Raw genomic sequence first — 25,602 nt, forward strand, 5'->3', positions numbered from 1 at the left:
CTCAACAAAAAAATCGAGCATACTCTTTGGCGAGAGTAGCCCGATTGTCTAAGAATCAGCGCTAAACTGATTCAGCCTTAGCTATCGCTTGTCGATTATCCATAAAAGAATAACAACGATACAGTCCATCAATTCAGGCTGCTGTAATTTAGGTATACCTGTTACAGCAGCGGATACGAGTATGGCAAGGACTAAGAAAAGCCATACTCGGATTTCTCTATTCATTTTTTTTTGTTATAGGACTCCTCTATACTAGAGCCATTCTCGGCAAACGTCTATTTTCTTCTAGTCAGTCGAATCTGATTTCTTTACTCGCTATATTCAAACCCTTCAGTATAACAAACTTCATAAGAAAATGAGAAGACCTCTTAGAGATATTTCTAGGAGGTCTGATTCGTTTTTTAGGTGAAATAAACCACGCATCAAACATTAATTTCAGGGGCAATTCCTGGGAAATCTCCGGAACCAGCGTGTACCTAAATAGCAAAATTATCAGCTTTCTCTAACTCAGCTAACACCTTAGTCTTGAAATCTTCAGAACCTTGTCAAAATTCTCACTATCAGCAAAATATTACTAAGCTCAAAAACTCGGTTGATTGGGAGCGTGTAAGAATCCTTGCTCCTTAGCCTTTTGAACCCATTTCTCCGCATTTCATAAGTATAAAATTTTAGTTAATTAGATATTGGACATATAGTAATACTCTCCCTTACTGTAATTGCAAGAAGACAACCTTCTCAAGCAGAACTTGAGGAATGAAGAATATGAACCCAATTAATCGAGTGGCGATCGTTGGAGGAATCCATGGGAATGAACTAACCGGGGTATACCTAATCGAGAAATTCCAGCGATTTCCCGAACGAGTTAAGCGTTCCAGTTTTGAAACGTTGACATTATTAGGAAATCCCAAAGCCGTTGAAGTAAACAGGCGATACATCGACAAAGACTTGAATCGCTGCTTCCACAACCAAGACTTGCACGATCCGACAAGTTCTAACTATGAAGAACGCCGTGCAAAGACGATATACCAGTTGCTAAAACCGCAAGGTAAATCCCCAGTCGATTTGCTGGTGGATTTGCATAGCACCACCGCCAATATGGGGCTAACAATTATTCTGGGGAACAACCATCCCTTCAACTTGCAATTGGCGGCTTATCTCAGTGCAATTAATCCCTTGGTAAGGGTTTATAGCTACGCTCAAGATAGTCAAAAAGATGCTTGCTTGCGGTCTATTTGCGACTTGAGTTTTTCGATTGAGGTAGGTTCTGTAGCCCAAGGCGTGATCGATGCAGACTTTTTTATCAAAACGGAGGAACTCATCTATGCCGTTTTGGACTATTTAGAAGCCTATAACCAGGGGAAAACCCTACTCAGCGATCGCACCTTCGCCCTCTATGAATACCTGGGAATTATCGACTACCCACGGAATCAAGAGGGCAAGATTCAGGCAATGATCCACCCTCAGCTTCAAGGGAAAGATTACGAAGCCCTGCATCCAGGCGATCCCTTATTTCTGAGCTTTGATGGTCAAGCGATCGCCTATGAAGGAAAATCAACCGTTTATCCCGTTTTCATCAACGAAGCCGCTTACTACGAAAAAGGCATTGCCATGTGTTTAACCCAAAAGCAATTAATTTACGTTGACCCTTCCGAATCTTCTAACAAAGTGGGGGGTTCTGCGGGCATGGGGAAGAGTAACCCAAAAGCAGACTGACGCTGGTTAGAGGGTTCGGAAGCGTTGTTCCACAAGGTTTCGTAGAAGAAGAACGATACCCCAGCAAATCCGCGTTGTCGTACCGCCTCAACCTGCCGATTGATTTGGGATAGGGGAATGGGTTTGTTTTTGAGTCCGGAAAGAATGCCGATACCAACAGGAATATGACTGCGTGCGGCTTTTATGTCGGGTTGTTCTAATTCTGAGATAAAGACATTGAAGTCATCCCGATAAATCTGCACCATCAGTTCTTCCACCAAACCGCGTCGTTCCCACGTTTCCCAATCCGCTAAGAAATATTCGTAGGAAAAACGTTGAGGATTGGGGGAAAGGGCGACGATGACATTCTGTTTCTTGTCTTTAACTGCCCGGAATACCCGCGTCATAAAATCAGTCATTTTGTTTGCCCGCCAGCGCACCCATGCGGGATCTCTGGGATTAGCAGGGGGAGATTTACCGCCATGTTCTTGTTTGTACAAGGCGACGGTGTAGGGGTCGTAACCAAAGTCAGAAGGCAAGCCAAAGTGGTCGTCAAATTGGATGCCATCAATGTTGTAGTTGCTGACAATTTCAACCACTAAATCTTGGATGAATTGCTGCACTTCTGGTTTAAAGGGATTGAGCCAAACGCGGCTGTGAACTCCTTCTTTTTCTGTCTTTACACCGTTCTGCTTTTGGGTAAGCCAGTCGGGATGGCGTTTGGCTAATTCGGAATCCGCAGGTGCCATGAAGCCAAACTCAAACCAGGGAATGACTCGCATTCCTTTTTGATGTCCCAACTCGATCATCTCTTTGAGCATGTCTCGCCCTTTAGTTCCCATATCGGGATCGAGGTTTGCGTCTAAAGGTGTCACCAACCTGACGGCTCGTCCAGTGACTTTTTCGGCCACCTGGCTGGGGTAAAGTGTATAGCCCCAGTTCCAGACGGTGGGGTAGAGGGTGTTGAAATTCAGTTGCTTGAGGCGTTCGATGGCGCTGGTCAGTTTGCTCCGGGAAAACAGCACATCGCTATCAATGTTGGTTAGCCATACCCCGCGTATCTCGCGTTTTTGAGCGTTGTAGTTGGGGGCGGAGGTTGGAACGGCGGCAATGTATTGCTTAGATATAGCGTTGGCAATGCCTGTTGATTGGCACAAGAACGCCGCGACATCGGCACGAGTAGCAGATTGATTGGGATTAAGCGATCGCACGTTCGGATAATTTACCACCAACTGTCTTTCTGTAGCAGCGGCGATCGCTTCTGTTGCATACTCAGGAATCGCTTTTGTATCTGTAAATGCTGCATTTAAGGTTGTCGCCGCCGCCTCTGTCGGCACATACTTCAACCCATTTGCCAGCGACACCAACACCTGTACGCGGGGAATTCGTTGCGTCGGTCGAAAAATTTGACCCGGATAACCAGAGAGAAATCCCGTGCGGGCTGCCTTGCTAATCACGTTATGCGCCCAGTAACTGTTTGGCACATCAATAAACTGACTCCCACTGTTTACTTCAGATGCAGTGGGAAACGCCCGCGCTAACATCGCTGCAAATTCTGCTCTGGTAACAGACGCACTCGGTTTAAAGCTGCCGTCGGGGTAGCCACTAATGATTTGCTGCTGTGCAAGCTGTTCGATACAGGGTTGCGCCCAAGTTCCCTGAACATCAGAAAAGGTGCTTTGCGAGTAAGCCGCAGGTGGCTTCACCACCGCTAGTGTGATGCCTAAGATAAATAAAAAGACTAGCCAAGCTTGACGCCCACAGGCACGACTAAAAGCACAAAGCCCATCTGCACAGGCGGTAAAAAGGTTTTTGACAAACCGATTCATAGGGGACACCGATTGAATTATCTAAAAGACACGTAGGTCTGCGATCAATTTCCCATGACTTAGGCAACTTAGCTTATGTTGCATTCACCCATTAATTAATGCGTTGCCTGACTTTAGACTTCGCGCCGCGCAATTTTCGCCGGGAGTCTCCATGCGCTTTACACGCCCAATGTGCATGATGAACATATCGAGTTTGATCACCCGCTTAAATTTTTGAGACTTCAGAGCATTTTCAGCCCCTAGGCTCTAGTAGATTTACGGAGAACTGTGCGAGTTTTATACGTGAGTCTACTGATAAATTCTTTAAGTTATGTAACGATTGCCTAAATTTTCTGAAAGATACAATAGAGAAGTGTAGGCATTAACGTGTGAAATCATCCGCTCTTAGGAAGTCAACAAAATTCCTAATCGACAGGCTACTCCGGAGTTCCCTATGATTGACCCCTACACCAACTCAGAAACAAACAGCAACAGCGTCAACTATGAGCGATCGCTCAGAAGATTAGCCAGAAGCATTGCCTTGTCTCAAGGGCAGTTCTCGCTGATTTTGGCGTGCTGCAACTCTCTACCCCTAAGAGAGCAACTTGTCACCCGGCTACATGAGTTATCTCCCATCGAAATTCAAGAATTAATTCTGCATCCTTCAGTCAATAAGCTATTTACAACCATTCAAGTAGCCCTTGCAGAGGAGCAGCCCCCAGCTTTAATGGTGTTTGGATTAGAGTCTGTAATCACCCTAGAGCAACTGCTCAAAGCAACAAACTTAGTGCGAGAGGAGTTTCGCAAACAGTTTGCTTTCCCCCTAATTTTGTGGGTGAATGACGATATCTTGCAAAAGTTGACACGGATAGCACCAGACTTCCGCAGTTGGGGAGCCAACTCTATCCGGTTTGACCTCAACAACCCCCAGCCCATTGATCTGAGGATCAATAGCGCCTAGTTTGGGGGAGCAGGGGAGCAAGCGCCGCACTAGGAGCGAACGGTTGTTCGCCCCTACTATAGGTTGTCTTCTCTTTCAAACTATGGCCGCTAGCTCTGAGGTACAGCAGGAGGGACAATTGCCTCCGTCCAGGGAAAACGCTTGTACTTCAGATAGAAACCAACGACTATCAATGCGAAAATTAACACCGTTCCTAAACCCAACGGGTTAGGCATCCAGAAGACGGCTTCTATATGGTTGATTTGTCCGGGTTCGAGCTTCCAGACTAACTGATGTCCGTTGTAGTAGACATCGGGAGCGATCGCATTTTCTGCCTTTTGAATGCTGCGTGCGCCCCAAGGGGTTTCCAAGGCGAACTGCAAATCGAATAGCGAGCTAGGGCTGACAATCACATTACCGTTGCTAGAAAGAACGCCCAGCGATCGCAAATCCAAGTCGTAGCTCAAGCGATCGCGCTGTAAAAGCAAAAGGTTACTCTGAGCCAAATGGAACTTGGAATCGAAGTTAGGCAAATTAGCTGCCTCTAGCGACGACTTTGATACTGACTTTTCCTCAGTATTGGGGTTAAAGAATTGATTGAACTTGGACTCCAACTCCGCACCGCTACTAAAAGGAATGGTGACGAGCAGATCCTTGTCAGAAACCCGCTTGACCTTCCCTTGAAGTTGATGCGATCGCCGTTCAATACTCTTGAGCCAATCCTGTACCTGATCATTGCTAAAGCTCGTCAGTTTTTCCCCAAGCTTAATATGGTGAACAATCGCTCCCTGATGTGGCCCCTCAAAATTTACTCCCAGATCGTACTTAACACAACCAGAAAGTAGCAGCGATGCCAGCAAAGGAATCACCAGAACCCGCAAACGCACCACCGTGCGGTAGGTACTCTGCAACCAATCAACCGTAGCTAGTCTCACAACAACGTCCTCCTTCTTCTCTTCCCTCTTGGCGTACAAGGTTTGTGTTCGGGGTTCCTAAAAAACTACTACCGCGCCGCCACACCCAGTCCTTCAAACAACAAACACGGTAGATAAGACCCGCCGCCGATCCATTCCGGCTGATTGCCCAAATCTACCAAATGCTGGAACCCCTCAAAAATACTACCAGCGACCATCGTATTCTTCACGCGACCGACAATTTCACCTTTTTCTACCTTGTACCCCAGATCCAGATTTACCGAAAACTCTCCAGCTAATTGATTCGACTGTCCTGCTCCCAAAACTTGATCGACAATCAATCCTTCATCCATCCCCGCAATCAACTCCTCCATTGAGGTTTTCCCTGGCATCATGCAGAGATTGACTAAATTTGGTGAAGGACGAGAAAGCCCGCCACGAAAGCCATTCCCCCTGAAGGGATACCCGCCACGAGATGCCCAGTGGCGATCGCAATAAAATTCCTGCACAACACCTTGAGCAATCAACTCCTTGCGGCTAGTGGGCGTTCCTTCATCATCAAACACACAAGCAGAAGCCCCAATACTAGGGTCTTCATAAATTGTTAAACGCGGGTCAAATAACAGCTCTCCCCTTTTGTCTGCTAGGGGGGATGATTTTTGCACCACCGCTTGACCGGAGAGAATCGTCTTAAACAAGCGTCCAATGGTACTAGCCGCCGCTCTGGGGGTAAATAAGACAGGAAACGTGCCGCTTTTAATCGTCGCTAGCTTTTCCGCTCGCTGGTACTTTTGCAAAAGTGATTGCAGGATATGCGAGTAATCTGGAACTCCGTCTCGCACCACTTCATAGCTGTACGCCTGAAGAAAATCTTCCCCCTTCACCAAGTTGCCAGACAAACTGGTGCTGATCACCTGGCTGCTCCGCTCGGCGTAAACATTCCTATTAGTAGCAATCTTGACCGTACCAGAACGGATATGAAACGCCACATCAACGAGGATATCCGGGTTGTAAGCCTGAACTTGTTCAATTAGGTGTTCGCCGACGGTGACTAAGTCTGGAGTCGGCGGTGGGGTAAATTCACTTTTTGGTAGTGTTAGCTGCACATTAGAGGCAAACTCAAACTCCGCCGGGTCGCTAATTTCGGCAGTCTGCACCGCCGCCGCCACCAGATCGTCGAGGCGCGTCAAATCGGTGGAACTAGCAAATCCTAATCTTCCTTGGCAAATCACCCGCAGAGCAACGCCTTGCAATGCTTTAGTTTGCAAGGACTTTAAGCGATTGTTCTCAAACTCAATCGGCGTGTCTTGACTGGAGAGGTAGTAAACTTCCGCCGCCTCAGCGTGCGGTGCGGCTAATTTGAGAATCTGCTCTAAGGTCGAAGCACTCACAGTACCAATGGCGAAGGTTGCGATCCGATAGTATCATCTGCTTCCTCGGTCACAAAAAAACAACCCACCAGATGCAGCGACTAAACCTCTTCGCTGGATTGGTGAGTTGCAATAAAATCAGACAAGCTTAAGACTACGGAGTGAGGATAGGTTTAACTAGTGCTAGCACCTCATCCATCGTGGCAAAACCATCAAAGGCTTCACTAGCAAAGGGAATTGGGGAATCAGGACGGACTTCTTGATAAATCACCTCTTGAGGACTTCTAATCCAAGGGCGGATGTCTGCACCTAAGAGAGTTTGCCGTAGGAAGCGGATTCCTGCCGCGTGTCGTGCTTCTACCGTGTGAATTTCTAAGGCTCCAGCGAGTACCGTTTTGCCTGCTTCTCCGGCTGCTAGCAAGTTCTGCACTTGCCCTTTGTAGGCGGCGACTCCCAAATCCTCAACATACTGCCCCGCGAGCAGAAAATCGGCAGGATTAGCAAAGGGGTCGCGACCTAAGATGGCGCTGTAGTTGGGGTTGGCGGGAATTGTGACGGCATCTGGGTTGCCTCCCAAAGCTCTCAACACCGCCGACAGGTCAACAACGTGTTGTGCCTCATCTTCTCCGTAGGAGACGATTGCTCCTTTGGCGATTTGTGGCGCACTTGCCAAACCACCGCCGTTGGTGGCATCAATAGCTTTTCTATAAAAATCAGCTTCTAGCTTTTCCAAAGTTAGGGCATACTCAACGACCTGTTGGGGCGTTGGTATAGCACCTTGAGCATAAGCCGCTTTAGCTGGGGCAAGGAACAAGGAGAGAAAGAGAATAGCTACTAGCGCGATCGCTTTAGTGAAGCGGCTAAGTTTGGGTGGGAAGTTCCAGCGAGGCGGCTTGTTTGTTGCTACCTGCTGCACTGTCAGATTGGGCATAAATTTCATGGGGGATTTCTCCTTACAGATCAAGCGACGAGCGTACCGTTGATGGGGTTATTGAGAATATTCAGTCCGCTGACGATACCGATAATCTGCTTCGGCGTGTACAGCTCGTCATAGGCGCGCCCTTGGAAGGGGTTGAGGCTTTCTACTAAGTCAACACGTCCTGTGCGATCGCCATCAGCTTCTGTCGCCGGACGACCTAGCAACCCCCGTACTCCCGCCGCGTGACGACCTTCAACAGAGACAATGGAACCCGCAGCGAGTAAGTAGGTGGGGTTCTTGAGGCTTGGGCCCGCACCGTTATAAGCATGGACGCCTGTATCTTCTAAGGCGACGGCTGTATTTAAGATGGTTTCGCGATCGCGCAACAATACATTTAGCCCAGGACGATTAAAGCGCAGATCTCTCGTCTGGAAGGTCGCATTTCCACCCAGTACGCTCCGCAAGAATTTCACATGCTCGGCTTCATGATTCCCTAACGCTCGCATGTATTCCAGTTCCTTGCGATCGCGAATTTTGCCAGAGCGGACAACCGCCGCATAAAATGCGGCTTCTAGTTCCTCTAGCAGTAGCGCAAAGTTGAGGATGCCATCATCGTCAGCATTAAAGGTGAGAGTTTTAGCACCATTACTACTCTGTGCTGTTACTGCTTTGGGTAGAGTTGTCAGGGCTAAGGTACCAATACCAAACAGACCCCATTTCAATAATTTGCGCCGCGAGGCGGACGATCTTTTTCCTAACGGCTGGATTGACAAACTCATAAAAAGTTGCTCCTGAAGTGAGACACACTTCATTGCTTTAAAAGCTCAAAAGTGGTGGTTTTTTCAATTAGCGAATTTCCTAATGCCGCAAGTTGTTTGGCACTTGCAAAACCCTCATTTGTAAATAGCTACGCTTTAAAGTCGGTGCCACTTGGTAGGTAGAAGGTATAAAGTGTCAAACAAGATGGGAAATAGGGCTAGCAAATCTTTTTGCTTTTGTTGTTTTTTTGCAGAGAAACTAAACCCAACGCACCAATCGCCAGTAGCCCTAGGGCTGAGGCGGGTTCGGGGACAGACTGACCTTCAGCTGCCACTCCCGTGGCTCCTGTGAGGGCGATGGTGTAGCTTCCGCCCTCGTCCAAAATCGCACCATCAAAACCGCTTAGAGGCGACATAGCACCCGCCGCCGTGGGTTCAAAAACTCCCGTCAAGATGGTGTCTAAGGGAACATCAACAGAGAAATCAGCAAGATCGGGAAAAATATCGTCACCCGCTTCATTGATCGGATCTAAATCTAAAACGGAGATGGCTAAATAATAAATGCCAGATTGAGTTGGCGTGAAAGGGTTATTTGCAGGAAGGGTAGATTGATCAACACTGCTGGAGGTGCGCTCGTTAAAATAGACCCCCATTCCCTCAGAGTCAAAGAGAGATAGCTGTGTTGGAAAATCAGCCCCTCCAACTGTTGTTGCTGAGAAAGGATCGCCATTCAAAAAGATTTTGAATAAATCTGCATCTCCAGAGAGAGTTCCAGAAATTGACTGGAGCATCGTTTCCTTTGAGGGAATAACTTGCGCGGTGCTAAGAGTCTCCCCCGCATCACCCATTTCGGTGAATGTAGCGGCTTGAGCTTGACTAGAAAATATTACGGTCGTCAGGACAGATAACACAGTTATCGGTGCAATCTTTTTCATTGAACAATTCCTTATTGAGGGCGCTTGTGAAAGTCCTGTTTTTAACTTGTCAATCTCTGTTTGGCATCTATTACGTATTGGTTATTTTCGACGCACGAAAGTGAAATTAAACTATCTTCCTTAAGGTAGACAATGGCTATTTTTAAATTTCGTAAGTATACGCAATAGTTACCTGATGAGCGATCGCCAAGCTGGACTCTAAGTAACTTAGGCTGTTCTAAATCCTCGTCACACTGTCCTAATACTGGGTTTCACCTGGTGCTCATTTCCAGACCAAAAACTGTCCATTTTCTAGTTAATTTTTAGCCCATCAATTTTTTTCAGCCACGTAATACATCGGAGAATTGAATTCATTAAAAAACAATGAAATAAATCTGAATTTAGATAGTTGACATTCTTCCAGAACTAAGAATGACATCACAGCCAGGATAATAGTTTTTATATTAAGGATTGAAAAGTTGCCAGTCAGAAATTGGTAATTTACATCTGTCATCAGCAGTGATCCCTATATCTATCTTCAGTGGGGTTAATCTCATTGGAAAGCATATTAAAAATTGTTAAGTGAGGAGCAGATTAACGCTGCCTCATTTGCTTGGACAACTAAGCAAGCAAACAATTCAATCGGAGATATATATGACATTTGCAACTAACGAAACCACAAAAAAAGCTTTACAAAAGTTTCAAGGCTTTGATGCTGATACCAAGCTTGCCGTTTTGTGGTTTGGTTATCTGGATATGAAAGAGCAACTGACTCCTGCTAACCAAACTTCTGCTCAAACAACGGCTGAAGCTTTGTATGACACCATCAAGGCAATGTCCAAAGAAGAGCAGTTGCAAGCGCAACGCGACATCGTTAGCAGAGCCGATAATGATATCACCCGTTCCTACCACGCCTTGAGTTCCAGTGGTAAGCTGGATACCTGGCTGCGTCTAGCACAAGGAATGGAAGAAGGTACGGTTATCCAAGTGCCGGGTGACTACGAACTACCTTCGGAAACTGAGGAGTTCACACAGCAAATCAAGCAGTTGGACTTTGAAGAGCGGATCAACTTCATGCGTAGTGCCGTAATCGAAATGGGCGCTGACAAAAACTAAGCGAGTTTTAGTTGCATTAGGGGCTTGGCAATGCCAAGCCCTTAAAAATAGTCCCGCTAAGTAGGACTTGTAAATAATTCTAGGTTTGTAGTTAGGGCTTTAGCCCCCGCGCCATTGATATAGCAAAGTGCTGAGTCGGTGAGTTAATATTCAACCAGCACGCTTCCTTGAGGAATCAGGAGTGTCCTAACCTATAGGTTGACTGCGATATCAACTGATTTCCCGTTGCCAGAGAGTTTCCGCCACTCGCGTCATTCCTGACTTGAGATGGCGGCGATAGGTACTAAAGGGTAAATCTAGCAATTCAGCCGCTTGTTCTTGGGTGGGGGCGGGATTTAAATAAGTGCGCTCTAAGGCACGGTACAGTTTTTGATCGCGGGGTGATGACTGTAAGGATTCAGTCGCTTCTTTGACAAGAGTTTGCAACATGGTAATGCCTTCGGCAGCACTCACCTTGCCTGTCACTTGTTCAACTAATAATCGCGATCGCAACAAGGGATTATTCTGAAGGGCATTAGGGCGAGAAAATTGACGAAACACATCCTGCACAGCACTAACAAACTCAGACTGACTTAAGACGAGTAAGGGTTCAGTCACTTGTGAGGGGGAAATTGCCAGGGCAGAAGCTGCCACCTCTCGTTGAGCCAGCAGTTCTTGCCAAGCGGCAGGTGATATCACTCGCCAGTCATGTCCGTAAACGCCATAGCGACGCCCCCCGACTGTAAAATCCGCCTCAGGAATACGCGTCAAGTCGGCATAGGCAAACATCGCTGTCCAATAATCTGGTTCTGCACAGGGAAAAAAGGTGAAGGCAAGCCCGGCTGTATTGCGATGATGTTGCACAAAGGTAATGAAGATCAGACTTTGTATAGGTGAAACGGCTTGATAAGTGTCGTGTGCCATCCAGAAGCGGAAGAGAGTTGCCCCTTCACCAGGGCGTAAGGGGGCATGATTTTGGAGGTAATTCCAAGCCGCCGCCGCCGCCGGATCTATTTGTAAATCTTCCTCACTGGCATGATGGAGTGCCAGCATCATGATAAATCCAGCCAGCTTTGATAAAGCAGCATCTCGAAAGACTAGCACTCCCTGCGGTTGCCTTGCTATCCAGTAGGCGGCTAGTTTTGCTGATTCTTCTCCTTCGCGATCGCTTACCATTTCTAGCAAGGCGTCTCGATCGGTTTCCTGGAGGGTGTCCGTCGTCAGGCTTTTGTTTTCTTGCCAGATAAAACTCGGTCTAACGGCTGGGTTATCGCGATGGAGAAAAATGTAATCAAAGAGAAGGCGGTGCTGTTGCTGACCTTGAGTTTGCCCTAAGCGTGTCGTGTAATAGGTGCGGGCGCGTTGATGGAGTTCGGTGTACCAATCGCGATTGCGCCAGCGCAAGTCAGCAATCAAAACTTCCCGCGCTAAGTCATGGGGAAATATACCCAGCTTCCCTGACTCAATGAACGTCAGTCCGCGCAGCCAGTTGAATAACTCATGGGCATCAGGTATTGCTAGCATCTTCGCTAATAGGGCTTCAGTTGTCAGACGCACGCTTGCACAAGCTTCCAACGCCATCCGGTGGGCGTTACTGGGTACCTCTTGCACAAATCTGTCTAGGAGTGTTTTGATCACATCTGGCACCCCTTCCGGTTGAAAGGTGATGTCCTGTCTTTGAGCCAATACATCAGCCACCATCGAGAGAGCCAGCGAATGACCGTGGGTAAAGTCGAGAATCGCTTGATGCTGCGCTTTGGGGATTTGTCGTTTAGTCAGGTAAGTGCGGCTTTCCTCTGGAGAGAGGTTGCGTAGCGGCAATAAGTGCATCAAGGCTTGCCAGCCTGGATCAGATCGCCAAGGGGCGCTAGGAGATTGGCGACCTGCTAGAACAATGAGAGTATTTTCTGAGAGGGTAGGAAGAAACTCTTGGCGCAGCCATTCATCAAGAGAGGCGAGGGTTTCGTAGGTATCAATTAAAATAACGTGGCGATCGCTACTGTCAGCTAAGGTTTGTAGGGCAGACTGCTGGGGTGGCACCATCGCCACTTCCAGCGCCCTGAGGAACGAGTTAGGTGTGGGTTCTAGGTGGCGGGCGTCTAAGTAAGTGACCTGTATTTGCGCCTCTTTGCAGAGCCGTGCAAACTCTCCTAGTAAAGTCGTCTTCCCGACACCACCAGGGCTGAAGAGGTATAAGACGCAAAAGGGTAATTCCGCTGCGGCAATCGCGCTTTTAAATAAATTCAGCTCGGGAGTACGACCAACGAATTGACGATGCCGCTCTGCTCTCAAACGCTCTTCTAGAGATAATGGCACTGGCTGTACTCCCTCAAATAACTCGGCAAGATTGAACTAGTGCCTATCGTCTGCTCGATACTGCATACTCAATTCAGTAGCGAGTAGTGTGTTACTTGTACTAGCCCTAGGAGTAACACTTTCCCAGGCTTCCCACACCACGACTTCGGGAGGAGCTGCCGCTAGCTCAACCACAGCAGCCCACCGAGGGTCAAAATCACAACGAGTAAGGCAATCCAGATAAACTGATTGTCTTTGGTATTGACTTGAGTTAAATCAAGGGGTTCTAATTCTGTAAGGTCGCGTTGGCGTTTCTGCGTCGCCATGCTAGTAGTCCCGCGACGGTCTTTAGGGATACTTTCTGCAATGGTTCCGAGGTCGGGAATTTCCGTCATCCATTCAGCAGGACGATTGAGTTGGGGCGCTTTCAGGATGTAGAGTAAGCGCTTGCCTTGTTTGCTGGTTTCGGGATCGGGATGACGAGTCAGGTTTTGGCAAAGGGCGATCGCTTCATTGTTTTGCCCAGCAGCTTCGTGAGCCATCACTAGCCAAAGTTGCGCCTCTCCTCCCAGGCGAGAGTTCTGAGAAATTAAAGCACAGGCGGCTTCTAGGCGTTGGACAGCAAGGCGATATTCACCCCCCTCAAAAGCTGCCTGACCAGCCTGGTACTCAATGTCGAATTTTTCTTTATTTTCGGAACTCACGTTTAAATTTCGTTGGTATAGAGAAATAAAAGGATTGAAATCCTCATCGCTTGGTTTCTACCTAACTCAATCGTGCCCGTTAGCCATGGGACACCAGCTTACATAGGGTTAATAACAACATCTGGAATTCTTAAAATTCTAAAAGAAGATTATCCTGAACTTAGAACTCTACGTCATCTACCTAAAGGCACCATCACACAGGCACTCTTGCTCGCAGGGTGTGGTGGAACGAATTAGCGAGCAAACGATTCAGTAACTTCTATTAAGCCCTGGGATATTTTGAGGTGAAACTATGCTGACACGTCCTGCATTTCGGCAAGGTTGTTTTAGTGGATTTGGACTTAATTCTCCGCTGACTTCCTTAAGCTTGGGGGTTATTTTACTAACGGTAGTGGCACTACCAGCAACGGCAAGACCCCGGAGAGTATTTCAGCACAATACATTTGTCCAGCCCGTGCAGCCCTCTCTACCGTATGTGTACGGCAGCCCAATTCCATCCCCCGTACCCTTACGTCAGCCTACAACTCAACCTTATTCATCACCCTACGACTCCTATGATTACGGATTTAGTGGAACGCCTACACGGGGTGTAATCCGCAATTCCACCTTGATTAACCCCACTGTGATCGATTCGCGAATTACTGATTCGGTATTAATTAACCCAACAATCGTCAACACCCCGCGCCGAGGAATCCAGCGATCGCGTATTTATTACGGTTCGCCGAATGTCCAAATCAATATTGGGCTATAGGGGTTACTCGCTCAAATCATCAACTTTGAACCAACAATCATGGAGCCAATCCCTTCGTCGGTAAAGATTTCCAGCAGTAGGGCGTGGGGAAGGCGACCGTCAATGATGTGGGCAGCGTGGACGCCTTGGGCAAGCGATCGCACGCAGCAGTTGACCTTGGGAATCATCCCTCCGCCAACAATACCTGCATTAATAAGCTCTCGCGCTTCTTGAATCGATAGCTTGGCAATCAGGGTAGAGGGGTCATGATAATCCTTCAAAATCCCGGCAGTATCCGTGAGCAAAATCAACTTTTCTGCCCCCAACGCCGCAGCAATCTCCCCCGCTACCGTATCGGCGTTGATGTTGTAGGCTTGCCCGTTTTCGTCGGCGGCAACGCTTGATACAACAGGAATATAGCCGCTTTTAACCAGGGACTCCACCAGCTTAATATCCACACTGTTGACTTCCCCAACAAAGCCAATGCCTTCTCGACCTTCAGGGCGGGCTTTGATGAGGTTGCCATCTTTGCCGCACAGTCCCACCGCCATGCCACCCGCACGGTTTATAAGGGCAACAAGTTCTTTGTTGACGCGACCTACTAGCACCATCTCCACCACATCCATCGTGGCAGCATCCGTCACTCGCAGCCCATTTTTAAATTGCGGCTCAATGCCTAGTTTTTCTAGCCAGCTATTGATTTCCGGCCCTCCACCATGCACGACGACAGGTCGCAAGCCGACGCAGGATAAAAACACGATGTCGCGGATCACCTTGTCTTTGAGAAAGCTGTCTTTCATGGCAGCACCGCCATATTTGACAACCACGGTTCGACCAGCAAATTGTTGAATGTAGGGGAGGGCTTCACTTAGCACCCGCACGCGAGTGGCTTCGGCTTCTCTGATGTAGTCGCTATCGTTGAGCATGAGCAGCAATAAAAAGAGCGGTAAGTTGTTTGAGAGGTTTGACTGACGAGTATTTGGCAGGCTCGGCAGAAGATTCCCAGAACTAATTCTAAGTTTTCCTGCAATGCAGGATGCTTGGTAATTTTAGCTATAGGCGTGCAAGACCAAGCCGCAGCGCGATCGCACTTGGCAATTGCCTATAGGAGCATTGTGAAGGCATCTGCTGGCTGGTTCTTACCGATCTAATTGTCTGACAACCCAGGCAGCTCTTGGAAGCGGCTGAGTTAGGAATGCATGACATCGGTGGTGCAGCAAACTGCTCGCGTAGCAATACTCAGCAAATCTCTCCAGGATGAGGATTTCAGCTAGGGTCAAGGCCGTGTTGCTTCAGTTCATCCAAAGAAACGTATTCCACCGCTAATGCATGAGTTGCTGATAAAACGACAGGTGGTGCCACACCAGCATCCAGCGCCTCCTTCCAGCGAGAAGCACACAAACACCAGCGATCGCCGGGTTTTAGACCTGGGAAATTATAAGTGGGGACAGGCGTACTCAGATCGTTTCCCGCCGACTGAGTGAATGCCAGGAATTCTTCCGTCATTTCCGCACAGACGACGTGCGAACCAACGTCACCAGCGCCTGTACTACATTGTCCGTCCCGATAAAATCCGGTCATAGGAGACGTGCAGCAAGTCTCCAACTCTCCTCCAAGGACGTTCCTAGCCTGTGTCATAACAACAACTTCTCTGTAAAAGCTTTCATTGGTAGATTATAGAGATCTGCTGGCGCTCGGCAAGGCGTGTTTTTTGGGTATGGGACTTCTTGGCACTTGAGCGATCGCTGAATCGGTTGGAACCCAACGGAATGAAACTTAATTACCAGCCGCGCGATCGCATTCCTAGAAATCTCAGCTAGTTTCTTATCTCAGGTATAGAAATGTACAGGAATAAAAAATGGGTTTGCATCACTTCATCAAACCTATGCTGTGCAATTTTAAATAATATTAAGTGCTATTAATATTTGCTGCATTGGAAGTTTGACTATTTTTTCCTTCACTCGATTGAGAACATTGAGTTGATACATTTAATTTAATTATTTTTTTGTTAAGGATAAGTTATAGACTCAAAATGCGATCGCGATCGCCTATGTTCCCACCCCTCTAAACGACTGAAAGTACTTCCAGCAGTTGCTCCTAGTCAAGATTGAAGCAATTATTCTGAATTACTGGCATCAAGCACAGGCTTACTTGGCTAAACGGTGAAATTCTTTATCTGTAATTAGCTAGAAAGAAAGATCACCCTGGAGATAGAGTCAGAATAGCTTCGATGGAAGCTAAGTTAGAAGTGACGTATTAAAGTCGTATCCATCTAAGCACCAATGAGTTAGATAGCTGAGTTTGCTGCTTTTAGATAAGCACTAACTCTTGTTGTAGTGCTTTTAATAAATATTAGGTGGAAAAAAGTAAACACAGGTATCTAATTGTTGTGAAAGCAACCTCGATCCCTTAGACGAGATTGAGTAGTGTTTACATTACATGAGATTATACGGATACACAGATGCAGATATTTATTTCTATTTTGAAAATAAATCTTTATGCGTACTGATGTACGCAGTTCATGGTGTCTAATTAACAAAAGGATAATTATGCTTAATCAAAATCAAACTTACTCTGCCCCTCACTGGTCTAAAAGAACAGGTGCTTGCCTAGGAGCGTTCACCCTGGCTCTCACCACCTTGCTGGTTGGCTGCGGTGGTGGTGAAGAGATTGAAGAGGGGAGAACCAACGTTACTAAGGAAGACGTTGCGGATGTTGCAGCCGATCCGACATCTCCGGTGGTCGGAAAAGAGGTGACGATCAGAAGCGAAACAGCAACAGCAGTTGGAGAGAACAGCTTTGTCCTACAGCCGGAAGGGGGTGAATCCATCTTAGTGGTTAATTCCACCGGTGATTCCTTTGTGCTTCCTAGTGAAATACCCATTCAAGCGACGGGGACAGTTGAGGAATTTGTTGTTGCCGATGTCGAGGAAAAATACGGTCTGACGTTAGAAGACGAACTGTATGTAGACTACGAGCGCAAACCCGCCATTATTGCCAAGTCTCTAGCACTTGCCCCCAAGCCCGAACAGCTAGCGCAAGCTCCTGCAGGTTATTTCGATAAAAAAATCGCTGTCGAGGGTGACCTCAGAAAACTGGAAGCAACTAACAATGCCTTTGCTCTATTTGAAGAAGGTTGGGTTGATGATGTCGGCGTACTAGTTGTTGGTACCGAGGGTAAGACTGGAGGCGGTGTACTTGACGAAGGCGAAAACGTTACGGTGACCGGCGTAGCGCGTCAGGCTAACGCTCAAGTTCTGCAAGAAGCAAATTTGGGCTGGGACGACAACAAGATCCAGGAGTTTTTATCTAGATACACTGACAGACCCGTAATTGTAGCCGATGGTGTCTATCCCTCTGCTGTCGATCCTGCTCCTGGTAACTAGTAGCCTGATTAGGGTAAAAATTTCTTTCTCTAAGTAATTAAGAGAAATCCAAACAGTTGAATTCAATAAAGGAAATAAAAATGGTCAATGCAAGAACTACACCAGAACGCGGTTACTACAAACGTGCTGTCGGTGTTTTCAACAGGCAAGAAGATGTCGAAGCTGTACTCAGTGACCTGAAGAAGTCAGCTTACGACATGGACAGAGTCTCCCTAATCGCGCGGCACATTGACGGTGTCAAGGGCGCTGAAGAGGTAACAGAACAACACGGAAATGAAGCCAAGGAAGGAGCCGGAATTGGTGCGACCACTGGTACGGTTCTAGGTGGTCTTGGTGGCTTCTTAATCGGTGTCGGTTTACTAGCGATTCCTGGTGTTGGGCCAATACTCGCAGCAGGAGCAGAGATATCGGCTATAGCCTCTACTCTGGCAGGAGCCGGAATTGGTGCGGCGGCTGGCGGTATTATTGGAGCATTGGTTGGTCTAGGTATTCCTGAAGAGAGAGCCAAGGTATACAACCAGCGCATCGAGGCTGGCGACTATTTGGTAATGGTCAGCGGAACGGAAGATGACCTTAGTCGCTCTCAATCCATTATGCGTAATCACAATGTTCAAGAGTTTGGCATGTACGATGCTCCCGATCTTGTCGGAGCTAAGCCTGCTCCTGCTGCTCCAGTAGCCGAACCCGTGGTGGAGCGAGAGGAAGTTGTTACCAAGACTCGCGACATAGACATAGACCGCGATAACGAACCAGAGGTACTTATCGTTGACAAGCGAGACGAAATTCGATAAATCTGGCAACTATTTCAGCCGTTGTATCTTAGGTCAAGCGGCGTAACCTGTAGATAGTTTCCTCGCCTTGACCCAAATATAAAGCCAAAGCGATCGCTACTCTCAGTTAGGGCGATCGCTTTGGCTATGGCTTTCGCCTAAACCCCAGTTATCCGTTCAACGGAGAGGGTGAGATTCGAACTCACGGACTCTTGCGAGTCATCCGATTTCAAGTCGGACGCAATCGACCACTCTGCCACCTCTCCAGGTTTATCTATCATATCAAGGTGGGGGGCGCTTGTTACGACTGTCTAGAAGTAGTTTGTACAACAGCTTCTGAATGGCGATAGAGAACTTCTTCAGAAGCGATCGCGTAATCTTGTCCCACCCAAACCAGAGAAACCTGGGAGACAATACCAGCTTGCATCGTCACCAGGGAGAAATTCCGCAGGCGATCGCTGCTAGTTTCGATAATCCGAGGGACGCGGGCGGAATTTAAATAAACTGTCCCCTCAGGGCTAGTGAAGAGCGATGTGCGTAACTGGTCTTTCCTATGACGCAGTTTGTGGTGCATGTGACCGAAGGTAACTAGGGAAATGGATTTACCTAAGTTTCTGGTTTTGGCGATCGCTTCCCCAAAATCCGGATCGCCATAATCCCCCCCAATCGGGTTCCAATCCTTGCCACAAGGGTCTTCTGCGGCTTCCCCTAAACCCACCGGGCCGTTGTGACCCATAAAAATAATCGTTTCATACGCCGTACTCTGTGCCGCCGCAACAATCCGCTCAACCGACTCCTCAAAATTGTTGACACCGTAACGCTCTTGATAGAAGTTCTGGTTCTTCCAAACTTCGCCACCCCAGCTAAAGGGACGACTGCCAACAACAGAGAGATTAAACTCTGGAAAGTCCAGCTTCCCATAACCGACATGTGCCTCACCGAGTAAGTCTAGTTGTTCTTGCACCCAGTCTTCCTTGGTATGGTCGTAGGGCGATTTTTTTCTTCCCCAGTCTGAGGCACTGTACCAAGCGTCATGATTGCCCATAATGGCAGCCTTGGGAAGCTCTAAATTGGCAATTTCTCGCACCACCTCCACCGACTCATTGCCAAAATCCCCCACAAACAGCACCAAATCCACACCCAGCGCTTGGAGAGCCACACCATCCTCAGCTTCCCAAGCATCGTGGATATCTCCAACAACAGCAATTTTTAGTGGCTGCTCGTAATTACTCTGATTGCTCATCTACTCTCTCTCTCCAGTCCTTTTCCAGGATAAGAAAGCCTCGCTATTTTGGCAGGGTTAATCGCAAACTTGCTAATAATTCATAGTTCATGGTTTGCCCTCCTTGCTGCTACGCAAACATACCGAACGCCAGTTCCCAACACTTAGTTTATCCTTCATCCTCGGCTACGAAAGAGCATCGCGGATCAGCGCACCCGTCCCCAAGGCTATACACACTTCATCGTTTCTCCCCCTAATCCCTCATCAATCTAGAGATAGTTGTTTTACTGCACGTTTTCTGAATTTTTCTCAAACACCATGCAGTTTTTGGTAAAAATAACTATAATTATCACAGACTCTTTTTACGGGGTAACTCAACACCTTGTTTACGACAGCACTTCCGCAACAGACGCAAGCATTCGGCGCTCTTCCCCACGATTTATTTGGGGCAATTGACGCACTCAAAAAAGACCTGAATGCCGTTATTCTCGCGCACTATTACCAAGACCCTGATATCCAGGATGTTGCCGACTACCTGGGCGATTCCCTGGGGCTGTCCCAACAAGCAGCGAGTACAAACGCCGATGTCATCGTCTTTGCTGGTGTCCACTTCATGGCAGAAACTGCCAAAATCCTCAACCCGGACAAACTGGTACTACTCCCAGATTTAGAGGCGGGTTGTTCGCTGGCGGATAGCTGTCCTCCTGCCGAATTTGCTGCGTTTAAAGCGGCGCATCCCGATCATCTAGTGGTGTCTTACATCAATTGCTCTGCCGAAATCAAGGCGATGAGCGACATCATCTGCACCAGTTCCAACGCCGTCAAAATTGTCAACCAGATTCCCGAAAATCAGCCGATTATCTTCGCTCCCGATCGCAATTTGGGGCGCTACGTCATGGAGCAAACAGGACGCGATTTGGTGCTGTGGCAAGGAAGCTGCATCGTTCACGAAACCTTCTCAGAAAAGAGACTGGTGCAGTTACAAATTGAACATCCAGACGCGGAGATTATCGCTCACCCAGAATGCGAAGCCCCCGTACTGCGTCACGCTTCCTATATCGGCTCGACAACCGCCTTGCTGAAGTATTCGCAAAATAGTCCGAAGCAATCATTTATCGTGGCGACGGAACCGGGAATTATTCACCAAATGCAAAAGGAGGCTCCCAACAAGCGATTTATCCCTGCTCCAGGGACAAACAATTGCAATTGTAATGAGTGTCCTTTCATGCGGCTGAATACGCTGGAGAAGTTGTATCTGGCGATGAAGCATCGACAACCAGAAATTACCATGCCAGAGGATATTCGCGTTGCAGCTTTGCGACCGATTCAGCGGATGTTGGAGATGAGCGTGTAGGGATGCAATTAGGATAGAAGACTTTTGTTGAATTTCAGTTAGGTATTGAATCAGTTTCTGTAAGGTAGGTTACGCTGTTGTTAACCTACCTCGTATTTTGTATTGATGAGCCAGAAATTCATATGAACACTCGCCTCCAAAGTAAATTATTAGAGGAGCTTTTTAAATTGCTTCCAGATAATTGTCAGCTTTGGATAGCAACGCATTCAATTGGCATGATGCGTCGGGCTAGAGATTTACAAGAATCTAACCCTGGTGAAGTAGTATTTCTTGATTTTGATGAGAAAGACTTTGATCAACCACAAACTCTGATGCCACAGCCACTTAACCGTGCTTTCTGGGAACGCACACTTAAAGTAGCCTTAGACGATCTATCTGACCTCATAGCTCCTCAAAGAGTAGTTATATGTGAAGGAAATCCCGTGGGTACAGGCAATCCTAAAAAAGCAGAATTTGATGCACATTGCTACCGTAAAATTTTTGCTGAAGAATTTCCTGACACTCAGTTTCTGTCGGCAGGTAATTCAATTGAAGTAGAGACAGACCGGTTGGCTTTAGTTTCAGCTATTGAAGCTCTTGCCAAGGGGGTAGAAATTATTCGTGTCGTTGATAAAGATGATAAAAGCGATACTGAGATTGAAGAGCTTGCTAAGCAGAAAATTAGAGTTCTTTCACGCAGGCATATAGAATCATATTTATTTGATAATGAAATACTTCACTTACTTGCTGAAAACTCTAATCAACTACATCAGTATTCTTCTTTGTTAGAGAGAAAGAAAGAAGCTATTGAGCGCAGTTCTGCTCCTCCCCGTAATAACCCAAGCGATGACATAAAATCGGCTGCGGGAGCTATTTATAATGCGGCAAAAGACTTACTAAAACTAGAGAAGCCTGGAAACAACGTAAATTCATTTTGCCGAGATACACTAGCACCACTAGTGACTTCAGGAACGCAGGTTTATACAGAACTTAAAAAAGCTATATTTGGTTTGTAATCTAGAACAATTTTGAAAGAATTGTAACTTTATTCTCTTTCAGAGCGAGCTTCTAAACTTCTGAAAAACGGCGATGTAGGGATTTTTCTAGAGCTAATCTTCAAGAACTTGAATTGGTGCAAGTTTCAGGTGAGGGCGGTTGAGTTTCTACCTCAACTTTTTTATCGTCCAAAGTGTTTAAGAGTTTAGTCACAGCTAATTCTGCCTTGTCGTTTGCCTCTGCCAGCAAATCCTCTCTACAAGCCGTCGCGACAATTTTCTTCAGGGTTTCTCGCTCGGCTAAGGTTTGCAACTGCGGGGCGACATCTGGCCCTAAACCGAGAAAACCTCGGTCGTAGTCGTACACACTGGAGCGGTTGACATCAATTTTGCTATCGAGGATGCGGGGAGGGGGGAGACGAATTTGGACAGTATCGCCGTTGACTTGCACGTCCTCAGGCTGCAACTCACCCAAGTCCACGCCTGCTCTGACTTCGCCGTAGGCAATATAAAGTAGGGTGGTTTTACCAAGGACAACACCGCCAACTTGCCGATCTTGACTCGTGGGGACGACGGCTTCCATCGCAAAGACAGCGGTTGTTAGTTCGCTTGCTCCTCGCACTTGCCGGACTACGAGCGATCGCACATCAACTTCTGGCGGTGATGCGTTGAAAATTGTCTGTAATCGCTCAAAAAAGTCCATCCCCGTGCGTAACATCCCGATTAGCATCAGCAGGGCTGCCATAGCAACACCCCCGGTGGCTAGGAGCGATAAATTGTTGAATATTGACGAGGTAACGCGGCGAGGACGCGGTTGGTGCTGTTCAATCATGCGATCGCTTCCATATGAAGATTACTATATCGTGAGGTTCTAGAAAAAGGTATTTCTGTCAATACCTTTTTACATCTTGTTACTTTCAGAACGATGCTCTAAAACTAATAAATCTTTGAAATATACGAGCAAAGGTTCTCTAAAAAATTGAGAATACGCTTCGTTAATTTCCGGAATCAGAGAAACTCCTCTTCCTACAAAAAGGATATCTTCAAAATTACTAGCTTGTTCATTAATAGAATCAATCAAAACCTGCGGCATTGTGTAATTTTCATCAGCAACTCTCTTTAACCCCACTTCATCCTGTTCTAAAATAGCTTTAAGTGCCTGTTGCTCACCGCTACTTAGTTGGTTAGTGAAATCTAGCCATTGCAACCATTCGTTGGGTAGAAGCGGGTAGATTTCCTGATCTAATTGCCGACTAGCTTCTTGAGGAAAACTTGTTGTTTGCCTTGCCAGTTGTCCCTGAGTTTGTAGATATTGAATCTCAAGTTGTAACTGCTCTTTTTGCTGAACTAAATTAGCAAAATCTCGCTCGATATCCTGTTGTTGCTGCTGTTTTTCTAAAACTTGGTTTTGTAATTGCTTTAACTCTGCGCGTTTAGTAGTTAGCTGATTTTCAACTTGTTGCTGCTGTTCTAGCAAGGGAGCTAACGTTTGCTTGAGGCTTTCCTGACTTGCTTCTAGGGCTTTAATTTGCGCTTCTAACTCGTAGCGTTCGCTTGTTAGAAGCTGTTTTCGTCCTTCTAAGGTAGCGAAATCGTGGATAAGCTGTGCTTGCTGGATCTGTTGTTCAGTCACTTGAATTTGTAACTGCTCTAGTTCAGCTTGTAGACGAATTAAACGCGCTTCTGCTGGCTGAAGTTGGGCAGTTTTAGCGGCGAGGGACTGATTAAGTTCAGATTGTTTTTTTTCTAGTTGATAAAGTTGAGTTTGTAGGTTGTTAAACTCTTCTTCTTGCTGTTGCTTTTGATTGAGAATGTCAGTAAATTCTTTATAATGCTCATTTCTTTGATTATGTAATTCTGAAACTCGCTCAAGGAGCAGATTACGTTCAGCTTGCAACGCAGTAATACTCGCTTCTATTTCTCGTCTTGTTACTGTTATTGCCGATAGAGACTCATACAGTTGAATTTCTTCTTCTTCCAAGTCTTCAATCTGGTGTTGAATCGAGCCTCGAAGCAGTCGTTCTTGCTTGAGGCGTCGATTATCAGCAATGATGGCTCCAATAAAGCTAGCTGGGGCAGTAATCACACCTGTAAGCAAGGCTCTTCCAAAATCTCGGTTGATCAGCAGTCCCAGTCCTAAGCTGACGCCGAAAGCAATTGAACTCAACAGAATTTGATTAACGACCTTAGTTGATTGCATGTCGCTTGTTAGTCATTAGTCAGTGCTTAAGGATCGGTTGCGGTCAAAATTCAAAACCTTCTCAATCTCTTTAGGCTAACAACCTTTGCGTCATAAAGTTGCTTCATAAAAAAGCTAACTCACCACGGAGGAAATCGATAAATTGGCGGGCGGTGCGTCCAGAACGTCCATTGTGGCGGGTTGCCCATTGCAGGGCGCGATACTCTAACTCCTCTGGAACCAGCTTAATGCCTGCATGGACAGCAAGATGGTGGACAATTGCTAGGTAAGTCTTTTGATCGGCTGGCTCAAAGGTAAGGGTTAAGCCGAAGCGATCGCTAAATGACAGCTTTTCCTGCACAGTATCCCATGACTGGATTTCTTCCGCATCTTTAGGACGCGGTCTGTCGTCAAAAAACTCCCGCACTAAGTGACGGCGATTTGAGGTTGCATACACCACCACGTTTTGCGGTCGGGCGGTGATATTCCCTTCCAGAACAACTTTTAGCGCTTTAAAAGCATCATCATCCTCTTCAAAAGACAAGTCATCCACAAAAATAATGAACTTCTGAGGCACACCCCGCAATTGCTCAACAATCTGGGGTAAGTGGTTCAACTCAGATTTAGTCACTTCTACTAAGCGCAAGCCACGGACACCATATTCATTGAGCAATCCTTTGACTAACGAAGACTTACCAGAACCCCGACTGCCATAAAGCAAGACATGCAAGGCAGGATAACCCGCCAGCAAAAATTCCGTGTTTTTTACTAAAGTATCTTGCTGTAATTCATAGCCGACTAACTCAGCCAACTGCACCGGATCGGGATGGGAAATGCCCACCAATTGCCCTGACTGCCAGCGAAACGCCTGATACTCGACAAACAAACCTGTACCAAACTGCTGATAGTGGGATACCAAACTCTCAACCGCATCTCCCCAATTATCCAGCTCTCGCAAGGCAGCAAGTACCCTAACTTCTATTAGGGCTTGGTCAGCATTATCCGTTGCTTTTTGATGCCAGACAACCGGGGCAACGGTCAATCCGGTTGCCGCTTGTACCCACTGGCTGAGTTGGTCACCACTACAGTTATAAAGGCTCTGTAACGCCTGCAAGTCATGCTGGGCAGCCGCGATCAGGGCTGGGTTTTGTAAGACCCCTAATTGAGCCTGCTGGGTGAAGGGGTTATCGTCTCTGAGAATGCGGTTTAGAAGGTACTCTTGCCAGCTTTGACCCTCGGTAGCGAGGGCTTTGAATAAACTGGCGTAGGTTTCCAGGCACTTTAGTCCGTCAAGTTCTGGGTGCTGTAAGGCTTGCAACAATTCGAGAAAGGCGCAACCAACATCTCCACTCAGGACGGATTGGTACAGCAACAAGGACGCCGCCTGACGTTGGAGAAACTGAATGGAGGAAACAGCGCGAGGAGGGAGAGAAGGCATGATTGCAATTTTAAGATGTGGATGAAGTATGAAGTATGAAGGGTGAAGGGTGAAGGGTGAAGGGTGAAGGGTGAAGGGTGAAGGGTGAAGGGTGAAGTATGAAGGGTGAAGGGTGAAGGGTGAAGGGTGAAGGGTGAAGG

At 47.1% G+C, this 25,602-nt stretch carries 22 protein-coding genes and 1 tRNA gene; 8 read left to right on the forward strand and 15 right to left on the reverse strand.

Going from position 1 to position 25,602, the window contains the following annotated elements; genetic code table 11:
- The first annotated feature begins 762 nt into the window (after positions 1-762).
- Positions 763-1,713, forward strand: coding sequence for an aspartoacylase (locus tag AC5JR3_RS09025; RefSeq protein WP_495845119.1), 951 nt, complete (start codon positions 763-765; stop codon positions 1,711-1,713).
- Here the strand turns inward: AC5JR3_RS09025 and AC5JR3_RS09030 are convergent.
- Entirely contained in the window at positions 1,635-3,521 is a 1,887-nt protein-coding gene (locus tag AC5JR3_RS09030; RefSeq protein ID WP_495845121.1) for a glycoside hydrolase family 10-like protein, read from the reverse strand. The genes AC5JR3_RS09025 and AC5JR3_RS09030 overlap by 79 nt on opposite strands.
- Before the next feature lie 433 nt (positions 3,522-3,954).
- Between AC5JR3_RS09030 and AC5JR3_RS09035 the strand changes: the two genes are divergently transcribed.
- On the forward strand, positions 3,955-4,461 hold the full coding sequence (locus tag AC5JR3_RS09035; RefSeq protein ID WP_495845122.1) for a hypothetical protein: 507 nt from the start codon (positions 3,955-3,957) through the stop codon (positions 4,459-4,461).
- An 89-nt stretch (positions 4,462-4,550) separates the two neighbouring features.
- Here AC5JR3_RS09035 and AC5JR3_RS09040 read toward each other — a convergent pair whose 3' ends face one another.
- The 5 genes from AC5JR3_RS09040 to AC5JR3_RS09060 form a co-directional block, all read right to left on the reverse strand.
- Positions 4,551-5,375 (reverse strand): DUF3153 domain-containing protein, encoded by an 825-nt coding sequence (locus AC5JR3_RS09040; RefSeq protein WP_495845124.1) that lies wholly within the window; start codon positions 5,373-5,375, stop codon positions 4,551-4,553.
- Between the two features lie 68 nt (positions 5,376-5,443).
- A complete protein-coding gene (locus AC5JR3_RS09045) occupies positions 5,444-6,745 on the reverse strand; it encodes a TldD/PmbA family protein (protein WP_495845126.1) in 1,302 nt (433 codons plus the stop codon).
- A 133-nt stretch (positions 6,746-6,878) separates the two neighbouring features.
- On the reverse strand, positions 6,879-7,655 hold the full coding sequence (locus tag AC5JR3_RS09050; protein ID WP_495845128.1) for a ferritin-like domain-containing protein: 777 nt from the start codon (positions 7,653-7,655) through the stop codon (positions 6,879-6,881).
- Positions 7,656-7,684: 29 nt separating this feature from the next.
- Positions 7,685-8,422: a ferritin-like domain-containing protein gene (locus AC5JR3_RS09055; protein ID WP_495845130.1), complete on the reverse strand. Its 738-nt coding sequence runs from the start codon at positions 8,420-8,422 to the stop codon at positions 7,685-7,687.
- A gap of 197 nt (positions 8,423-8,619) precedes the next feature.
- Positions 8,620-9,336, reverse strand: coding sequence for a PEP-CTERM sorting domain-containing protein (locus tag AC5JR3_RS09060; RefSeq protein ID WP_495845132.1), 717 nt, complete (start codon positions 9,334-9,336; stop codon positions 8,620-8,622).
- Positions 9,337-9,969: 633 nt separating this feature from the next.
- Between AC5JR3_RS09060 and AC5JR3_RS09065 the strand changes: the two genes are divergently transcribed.
- Positions 9,970-10,431, forward strand: a complete 462-nt coding sequence (locus AC5JR3_RS09065; RefSeq protein WP_495845134.1) for an orange carotenoid protein N-terminal domain-containing protein — start codon at positions 9,970-9,972, stop codon at positions 10,429-10,431.
- Positions 10,432-10,641: 210 nt separating this feature from the next.
- Here AC5JR3_RS09065 and AC5JR3_RS09070 read toward each other — a convergent pair whose 3' ends face one another.
- Together AC5JR3_RS09070 and AC5JR3_RS09075 are read right to left on the reverse strand one after the other, a co-directional pair.
- Positions 10,642-12,726 (reverse strand): ATP-binding protein, encoded by a 2,085-nt coding sequence (locus AC5JR3_RS09070; RefSeq protein ID WP_495845136.1) that lies wholly within the window; start codon positions 12,724-12,726, stop codon positions 10,642-10,644.
- Positions 12,727-12,887: 161 nt separating this feature from the next.
- Complete coding sequence (locus tag AC5JR3_RS09075; RefSeq protein WP_495845138.1) at positions 12,888-13,409, reverse strand: hypothetical protein; 522 nt, start codon at positions 13,407-13,409, stop codon at positions 12,888-12,890.
- Positions 13,410-13,701: 292 nt separating this feature from the next.
- On the opposite strand from AC5JR3_RS09075, the gene AC5JR3_RS09080 reads away from it, so the two are divergent.
- Complete coding sequence (locus AC5JR3_RS09080; RefSeq protein WP_495845140.1) at positions 13,702-14,160, forward strand: hypothetical protein; 459 nt, start codon at positions 13,702-13,704, stop codon at positions 14,158-14,160.
- Positions 14,161-14,171: 11 nt separating this feature from the next.
- On the opposite strand, the gene argB is transcribed toward AC5JR3_RS09080, so the two are convergent.
- Positions 14,172-15,065, reverse strand: coding sequence for an acetylglutamate kinase (gene argB / locus AC5JR3_RS09085; RefSeq protein ID WP_495845141.1), 894 nt, complete (start codon positions 15,063-15,065; stop codon positions 14,172-14,174).
- Positions 15,066-15,405: 340 nt separating this feature from the next.
- Entirely contained in the window at positions 15,406-15,777 is a 372-nt protein-coding gene (locus AC5JR3_RS09090; RefSeq protein ID WP_495845143.1) for a DUF2237 family protein, read from the reverse strand.
- 911 nt (positions 15,778-16,688) lie between these two features.
- Between AC5JR3_RS09090 and AC5JR3_RS09095 the strand changes: the two genes are divergently transcribed.
- Positions 16,689-17,525 (forward strand): hypothetical protein, encoded by an 837-nt coding sequence (locus tag AC5JR3_RS09095; RefSeq protein WP_495845145.1) that lies wholly within the window; start codon positions 16,689-16,691, stop codon positions 17,523-17,525.
- Between the two features lie 80 nt (positions 17,526-17,605).
- Positions 17,606-18,316, forward strand: coding sequence for a histidine kinase (locus AC5JR3_RS09100; protein WP_495845146.1), 711 nt, complete (start codon positions 17,606-17,608; stop codon positions 18,314-18,316).
- 160 nt (positions 18,317-18,476) lie between these two features.
- Here AC5JR3_RS09100 and AC5JR3_RS09105 read toward each other — a convergent pair.
- Both AC5JR3_RS09105 and AC5JR3_RS09110 read right to left on the reverse strand, forming a co-directional pair.
- Positions 18,477-18,561 (reverse strand) — tRNA-Ser (locus AC5JR3_RS09105).
- Between the two features lie 35 nt (positions 18,562-18,596).
- Entirely contained in the window at positions 18,597-19,538 is a 942-nt protein-coding gene (locus AC5JR3_RS09110) for a TIGR04168 family protein (protein ID WP_495845147.1), read from the reverse strand.
- Between the two features lie 361 nt (positions 19,539-19,899).
- Here AC5JR3_RS09110 and nadA point away from each other — a divergent pair, with 361 nt between their 5' ends.
- Entirely contained in the window at positions 19,900-20,871 is a 972-nt protein-coding gene (gene nadA, locus AC5JR3_RS09115; protein ID WP_495845149.1) for a quinolinate synthase NadA, read from the forward strand.
- Between the two features lie 77 nt (positions 20,872-20,948).
- Complete coding sequence (locus tag AC5JR3_RS09120) at positions 20,949-21,866, forward strand: AAA family ATPase (RefSeq protein WP_495845151.1); 918 nt, start codon at positions 20,949-20,951, stop codon at positions 21,864-21,866.
- Between the two features lie 100 nt (positions 21,867-21,966).
- On the opposite strand, the gene AC5JR3_RS09125 is transcribed toward AC5JR3_RS09120, so the two are convergent.
- From AC5JR3_RS09125 to AC5JR3_RS09135, 3 genes are all read right to left on the reverse strand, one after another.
- Positions 21,967-22,677 (reverse strand): DUF4230 domain-containing protein, encoded by a 711-nt coding sequence (locus AC5JR3_RS09125; RefSeq protein ID WP_495845153.1) that lies wholly within the window; start codon positions 22,675-22,677, stop codon positions 21,967-21,969.
- A gap of 69 nt (positions 22,678-22,746) precedes the next feature.
- Positions 22,747-24,045, reverse strand: coding sequence for a hypothetical protein (locus AC5JR3_RS09130; RefSeq protein WP_495845155.1), 1,299 nt, complete (start codon positions 24,043-24,045; stop codon positions 22,747-22,749).
- 103 nt (positions 24,046-24,148) lie between these two features.
- A complete protein-coding gene (locus AC5JR3_RS09135; RefSeq protein WP_495845157.1) occupies positions 24,149-25,462 on the reverse strand; it encodes an ATP-binding protein in 1,314 nt (437 codons plus the stop codon).
- Positions 25,463-25,602 lie beyond the last annotated feature (140 nt).

This window comes from Kastovskya adunca (genome assembly GCF_059505785.1).